Below are 6,471 nucleotides of genomic sequence, written 5' to 3'. Positions count from 1 at the left end.
GTGGCGGGGGCCGCTCAGCCCTGAAGGGCGAAGAACAGCGTGTCCATGGTGTGCCCGTACTTCAGGGAGGTCTGCCATTCGTCGTGCTCGTTCGACATCTTGTCGATGAGCCTTTGGGCCTCGTAGGTGAAGGCGTCGTCCATGCGGTCCAGGACTGCGGCGTAGGCGTCGGCGAGCGGCTTGGCCTTGGCCAGTGGCAGGCGGCCGATCGCCGGGTATCCGTCCGTGGGCGACGGAATGTGGAAGGGGATCTCGTCGGGCGGTCCGGCGAACAGGAAGTCCAGCGGCAGCAGGTCGGCGGGGACGCCCAGGCGCCGCAGTTCGTCGCTCATGCGCCCGAAGAACGTGGAGGGCTTGGAGTACACGCCGAAGTCGATGGGGTCGGACCCGCTCCAGTCGATGATGTGCTGGAGCGCCGTGTAGTACGCGATGCCCACGTGCTCGCCGTCCGCCTTGGCGTGGCCCGCGAGGAGGTGGTCCAGCGCCTCCGGAATGGTGAGGCCCCAATCGATGCCTTGGCGTTCGATATTGAGCTGGTTGTGGTGGGCGGCCTCGCGTATGTGATCGCGGAGCATGCGCTGCTGGTTCGCGTCGAGTTCGCCGCGCAGATAGGACACGACGCGGCTCTGTTCGGCGGTGGTCATGGTGATGATGTGGCTCATGGGCCTCATGATGGCAGCGGGCGCGGACAAGGCCACCGCGAAGGCGTGAGACGGGGCCTTCCGGTGGCCCCGGCGACGCGGGGCTGCCCGGACCGTGGTCCGGGCAGCGAGGCGAGGAGCCGTCATCGGCTCCCGGACGATGCGAAGGGCACCTGCGCGGCGGGCTGCGGAGCCGTGGCGGGGCGCGACGGATGGGTCCACAGCCCCTGCTGCTGGAGACGGGGCAGCACGCCCTCGCCGAACCAGTACGCCTCCTCCAGATGCGGATACCCCGAGAGCACGAACTCGTCGATCCCGATCCGGTGGTACTCGGCGATCCGCTCCGCCACCTCCTCGTGGCTGCCGACCAGGGCCGTACCGGCGCCGCCGCGCACCAGACCGATGCCCGCCCACAGATTGGGGTGGATCTCCAGCCCGTCCCGGCCACCGCCGTGCAGCGCGAGCATGCGCTTCTGCCCCTCGGACTCGCTGCGCGCCAGCCCCTCCTGGACGGACCTCACCGTCTCCGGGTCGAAGCCGTCCAGCAGCCGCCGCGCCTCCGCCCACGCCTGCTCGCTGGTGTCGCGGGTGATGACGTGCAGCCGGATGCCGAAGCGGATCGTGCGGCCCTCCTTGGCCGCGAGCCCCCGGATCCAGGCGATCTTCTCCGCGACCTGGGCGGGCGGCTCGCCCCAGGTGAGGTACACATCCACGTAGCGGGCCGCCACCTCACCGGCGATGGGGGAGGAGCCGCCGAAGTACACCTCCGGCACCGGGTCGGGCAGCCGGGCCAGGGAGGCGTCCGCCACCTGGAGGTGTTCGCCCGCCAGATCCACCGTCTTTCCGTCCCACAGGCCGCGCACGATCTCCAGGAACTCACCCGTGCGCTCGTAGCGCGCCTGCTTGTCGAGGAAGTCGCCGTACGCCCGCTGCTCATGGCTCTCGCCGCCGGTGACCACGTTCAGCAGCAGCCGCCCGCCGGTCTGCCGCTGGTACGTCGAGGCCATCTGCGCGGCGAGGGTGGGGGACACGAACCCCGGCCGGAACGCCACCAGGAACTTCAGCCGCTCGGTGTTCTGGCTGACCATCGCGGTCGTCAGCCACGCGTCCTCGCACCAGGCCCCGGTCGGCGTCAGCGCCCCGACGAAGCCCAGGTCCTCGGCGGCGCGGGCGATCTGGGTGAGGTAGCCGACGGACGGCGGACGGTCGCCACCGGCCGCGGTGACGGGCGTGCCGTGGCCACCGCCGACGACATGGCGGCTGTCGCCGTTGGTGGGCAGGAACCAGTGAAAGGTGAGGGACATGGATGCGGCTCCGATCGGGAGTGTTCCGGGGTGTTACAGAAGGCCGTGCCGGGGCGGCCGGGTGCCGTTCAGCACGTAGCGGCCGATGTGCTGGACCTTCCAGCGGGGCGGGTCGTGCAGGGTGTGGGTACGGGCGTCCCGCCAGTGGCGGTGGAGGTTGAGGGAGTTCAGCGCCGAGCGGGTGCCGGACACCTCGAAGAGCGCGCTCCCCGCCTCCACCGCCGCGGCGGCCGCCGACACCTTCGCGGTGGCCACCGCGATCGACGCCTCGGCCGCGGTGTCGTCGGTGAGATCCGCGCGGGCGGCGTCCACCGCCCGCGCGGCGGCGGACAGCAGCGCCTCGGCCGCCCGCACCTGGACGGCCAGCTCGCCGAAGCGCTGGATGAGCAGCGGATCCTCGGCGGCCGTCTCGAAGCCGCTCTCGAACCACGGACGGCTCTTGGTGCGGACGAACGCCACCGCCTCCGCGAGCGCGCCCGAGGCGATCCCCACGTCGATGGCAGCGTGCAGCAACTGGGCGACGGCGCCGTGCAGTTGAGGACCGCGGAAGGTAAGGTGATGCGGCACCACCCGGTCGGCGGGCACGGCCACGCCGTCCAGCCGTACCGTGCCGCTGGCGGTCGTACGCTGACCCATGCCGTCCCAGTCGTCCACGACCGTCACGCCCGGCGCCTGCCGTGGCACGTACGCCACGTACAGCTCCTCGTTGTCGCCGCGCGCCAGCACCGGGATCCAGTCGGCGAACAGGGCGCCGGTGGAGTAGTGCTTGACGCCCGTCAGCTCGTACGAGCCGTCGGGACGTGGCTCCAGGCGGGTGCGGATGTCCTGGATGTGCTTCGTCCCCGCCTCCGACTGGGCGTTGCCGAACCGCCTGCCCGCCAGCACCTCCGCGAAGAAGAACGCCTGCTGCTCCTGCGTGCCCTGACGGCGCAGCACATTGATGTAGACGAAGTGACTCTGCGGAATCTGGGCGAGGCTGGCGTCGGCGGCGGCCAGCAGCCGGAACACCTCGGCGAGGGTGACCGCCGAGACGTCCGCGCCACCGTGCCCTGCCGGGACGGTGATCGCCAGCAGCCCGGACGCGGACAGCCGGTCCAGCTCGGCGCGGGGCAGGGCGCGATCCGCGTCGCGCCCCGCCGCGCCCGTACGGAACTCCTCGGCGAGCTTCGCGGCCACCTCCAGCGCCTCCGCGTCGTCGGCGATGCGGTGGGCGGACTCGGAAGAGGCTTCCGGATGGGACGTCATGGCGGCCTTCAGCTCGCCGCCGCGAGCACGGGCCGATGACCCAGTGCCACGGAGAACTGGTCCACGACCTGCTCCAGCGCCTCGGCCGCGCCCGGCGCCACGGTCACCCCGCCGTCCGGGGTGGCGGTGATGTCCTTGTCGAGCGTGAACCAGCCCTGCACGATGTGCGCGGCGCCCATCGAGGACAGCACCGGCCGCAGCGCGTAGTCGATTGCCAGCACGTGCGCCGTGGTGCCGCCGGTGGCCAGCGGCAGCACCGTCTTGCCCGCCAGCGCGTACTGCGGCAGCAGATCCAGCAGGGACTTCAGCAGCCCGGAGTAGGCGGCCTTGTAGACGGGGGTGCCGACGACGATCCCGTCCGCCTGCTCGACCAGCGTCCTGGCCCGGACGATGTCCGGATGCGCGAAGTCGGCGCCGAGCAGCGCGGTGGCGGGGATGGTGCGGACGTCGAGCGGGGTCACCTCATGGCCCTGGTCGGTGAGCCGGGCGTCGAGGTGGCGCAGCAGCCGGCCGGTGCGGGAGGTGGCGGAGGGGGAGCCGGAGATGGACAGGATGGTGGCCATGGTGGTCCCTTTCAAGAAGGTGGCGGGCGGTGTGGCGCGGGCGCGGCGGGCCGTCAGGAGTACCAGGTGGGCTGGGGGAGTTCGGCGGTCAGTACGTGGCGGCCCACCTCGCGGCGCTTGTAGGCCACCGGGTCGTGCAGGGTGTGGGTGCGTACGTTGCGCCAGAAGCGGTCCAGGCCCTCGGCGGAGGCGGTCGAGCGGGCCCCGGTGACCTCGAAGATGCGGCTGGTCACCTCCAGGGCGACATCGGTGGCCCGCGCCTTCACCGCGGCCACCCTGACCTCGAACTCGCCGCGGGCCTGCTCGGTGACCGCGTCCGGGTCCTCGTGCAGCCGCTGCCCTTCGGCCGCCACCGTGTCCGCGAGCGCCTCGGCCGCCCACAGCTTGGCGGTGAGATCGCCGTAGGTGTCGATGACATGGGGTTCGTCGACCGCCGCGTCGAATCCGCCGTGCAGCCAGGAGCGGGACTTTTCGCGGGTGTAGACGGCGGCGGTCTCCAGGGCACCGGCCGCGATGCCCAGGTAGAAGCTGACAAAGACCAGCTGGATTGTCGGCACGTTGAGCGTGTTGTAGACGCGGGGCTGGAACTCCTTGTCCACATAGCCCGCGGCGGCCGCCCAGGGGACCGTCACGCCGTCGAGCGTGACGCTGCCGCTCTCGGTGAGCCGCTGGCCGATGTTGTCCCAGTCGTCGTGGAAGGTCAGCCCCTCGCTGTCGGACGGGACGATGGCGAACACATGGCGGTCGGTGCCCTCGAAGACGCCCTCCAGCACGGTGACGTCGGAGACCTTGCTGCCGGTGGAGAAGGACTTGTGGCCGGTGAAGGTGAGGGTGTCGCCCTGGTCCCGGACGACCACGTCGTTGTCGCGCGGGTTGACGGCGCCGCCGAAGAACCACTGGTTGCGGGCGGCGTCGGCCTCGACCTGCTCCCACTGTTCGCGGGTGCCGACCAGCCGGGCGGCCCAGTTCCACAGATAGTGGTAGCCGAGCAGCTGGCCGATCGAGCCGTCGGCCTTGGAGATCTCGCGGACCACGCGGTACGCGGTCGTCCAGTCCTGGCCGCCGCCCCCGTGCGCGGCGGGGCCGAGGAGGGTGACCAGGCCCGCGTCCTTCAGCAGCTGGACCTCGGCGTACGGGGTGGCGCCGGCCTTGTCTCGGGCGGCCGCGTCGGTGGCCAGGACACCGGCGACCTCGGCGGCGCGCCGGATCCAGCCGTCGGCGTCGGCGGGGCGGGGGAGGGTCTGCCAGTCGGTGCGGGTGGCGGTGCTCATGGGTGTTCCCTTCCGGGCGTGCGTACGGGGGTCAGGCGAGCGCGGGCTCGGTGTCCGGCAGCTGTGCCTCCAGCTCGCGCACCAGCGGCAGCACGCGCTTGCCGAAGTACTCGACCTCCTCGTGGTAGTGCAGGAAGCCGAGGAGGAGCAGGTCGACGCCGAGCCGCTTGTACGCGACGATGCGCTCGGCGATCTGCTCGGGGGTGCCGATCAGCCCCGTACGGAAGCCGTCGTTGTACTGCACCAGGTCCTCGAACGAGGAGTCCTGCCACATGCCCTTGCCGTCGGCGGTGGACTGCCCCGCCTGCTGCACCGCGTCGCGGAAGCCGTGCACCGCGTCGGAGTCGGCCTTGGCGACGATCTCGCGCAGCGTGTCGCGGGCCTCCGCCTCGGTGTCGCGGGCGATGAGGAACGCGTTGAGGCCGAAGCGCGGAGCCGGGCGGCCCACGGTGGCGGCGGAGGCGCGCACGTCCCGGATCTGCTCGGTGACGCCGTCGAAGTCCTTGCCGTTGCTGAAGTACCAGTCGGAGACCCGCCCGGCCATGGCGCGGGCCGCGGTGGAGTTGCCGCCCTGGAAGATCTCCGGATGCGGGCGGACGGGGGTGTTGACCGGCTTCGGCTTGAGCGAGAAGTCGCGGATCCGGTAGAAGTCGCCGGCCAGCTCGGCGTGGTCCTCGGTCCAGATCGTGCGCAGCGCGCTGATGAACTCCTCGGCGCGGCGGTAGCGCTCGTCGTGCTCCAGCCACGGTTCGCCGAGCGCGGTGAACTCGCCCTTGAACCAGCCGCTGACGACGTTCACCGCGAACCGCCCGCCCGACAGCTGATCGGCGGTGGCGCCCAGCTTGGCCAGGACGCCCGGGTGCCACAGCCCGGGATGGACGGCGGCGATGACCTTCAGCCGCTCGGTGGCGAGCAGCAGCGCGAGGCTGAAGCTGGTCGACTCGTGCTGGTACTCGGCGCCGTAGCTGGCCATGTACCGCACCTGGCTGAGGGCGTAGTCGAAGCCGTTGTTCTCCGCGAGGACGGCCAGCTCGCGGTTGTAGTCGTAGCCCCAGTCGGTGCGCTGATCGATCTTGCTGGTGACCAGACCGCCGCTGACATTGGGCACCCAATAGGCGAAACGCAGCGGGTCGTTACGGAATTCGGCAGGGGGATGTACGGGCATGGGGAACTCCCGGAACGTGAATACGCGCTTTCAGGCGCACGTGAATACGGCCGCCGCGCGACGGGCGCGGAGAGGAGCTACGCGGAATGGCGGCAGCGGCCGGAAGGAAACAGCCCTGGACCGTGCGTGGTCAGGTCAGGGGTGCTGAAGAAGGGGAGGGGGCGGCGTGTTCGCTCAGGCCCGACAGCAACAGGACGCGCTGGAGACACGCGCAAGGTCGACGTGGCGTCGCCGCGTGAGGTCCTGTCGCTTCATGTCACCGATCCAACCAGTGGGGCGTAC

The 6,471-nt window shown here is 71.2% G+C and carries 6 protein-coding genes; all 6 read right to left on the bottom strand.

Annotated features, from left to right (window positions below; genetic code table 11):
• Positions 1–14: 14 nt before the first annotated feature.
• A complete protein-coding gene (locus ACH4SI_RS06915) occupies positions 15–662 on the bottom strand; it encodes a hypothetical protein (RefSeq protein ID WP_398293408.1) in 648 nt (215 codons plus the stop codon).
• A gap of 122 nt (positions 663–784) precedes the next feature.
• Positions 785–1,945 (bottom strand): LLM class flavin-dependent oxidoreductase, encoded by a 1,161-nt coding sequence (locus ACH4SI_RS06910; protein ID WP_398293406.1) that lies wholly within the window; start codon positions 1,943–1,945, stop codon positions 785–787.
• Between the two features lie 33 nt (positions 1,946–1,978).
• Entirely contained in the window at positions 1,979–3,190 is a 1,212-nt protein-coding gene (locus tag ACH4SI_RS06905; RefSeq protein ID WP_398293404.1) for an SfnB family sulfur acquisition oxidoreductase, read from the bottom strand.
• An 8-nt stretch (positions 3,191–3,198) separates the two neighbouring features.
• The gene (ssuE, locus tag ACH4SI_RS06900) at positions 3,199–3,753 is read right to left on the bottom strand and encodes an NADPH-dependent FMN reductase (RefSeq protein WP_398293402.1); all 555 of its coding nucleotides are present in this window, start codon (positions 3,751–3,753) and stop codon (positions 3,199–3,201) included.
• A 53-nt stretch (positions 3,754–3,806) separates the two neighbouring features.
• On the bottom strand, positions 3,807–5,024 hold the full coding sequence (locus ACH4SI_RS06895) for an acyl-CoA dehydrogenase family protein (RefSeq protein WP_398293400.1): 1,218 nt from the start codon (positions 5,022–5,024) through the stop codon (positions 3,807–3,809).
• A gap of 31 nt (positions 5,025–5,055) precedes the next feature.
• Entirely contained in the window at positions 5,056–6,189 is a 1,134-nt protein-coding gene (sfnG, locus tag ACH4SI_RS06890; protein ID WP_398293398.1) for a dimethylsulfone monooxygenase SfnG, read from the bottom strand.
• Positions 6,190–6,471 lie beyond the last annotated feature (282 nt).

It is taken from the genome of Streptomyces sp. NPDC021212 (assembly GCF_044332925.1).
Classification (GTDB): domain Bacteria; phylum Actinomycetota; class Actinomycetes; order Streptomycetales; family Streptomycetaceae; genus Streptomyces.
The sequence above is the reverse complement of the archived record's forward strand: the minus strand, read 5'-3'. Positions and strand labels throughout refer to the sequence as shown.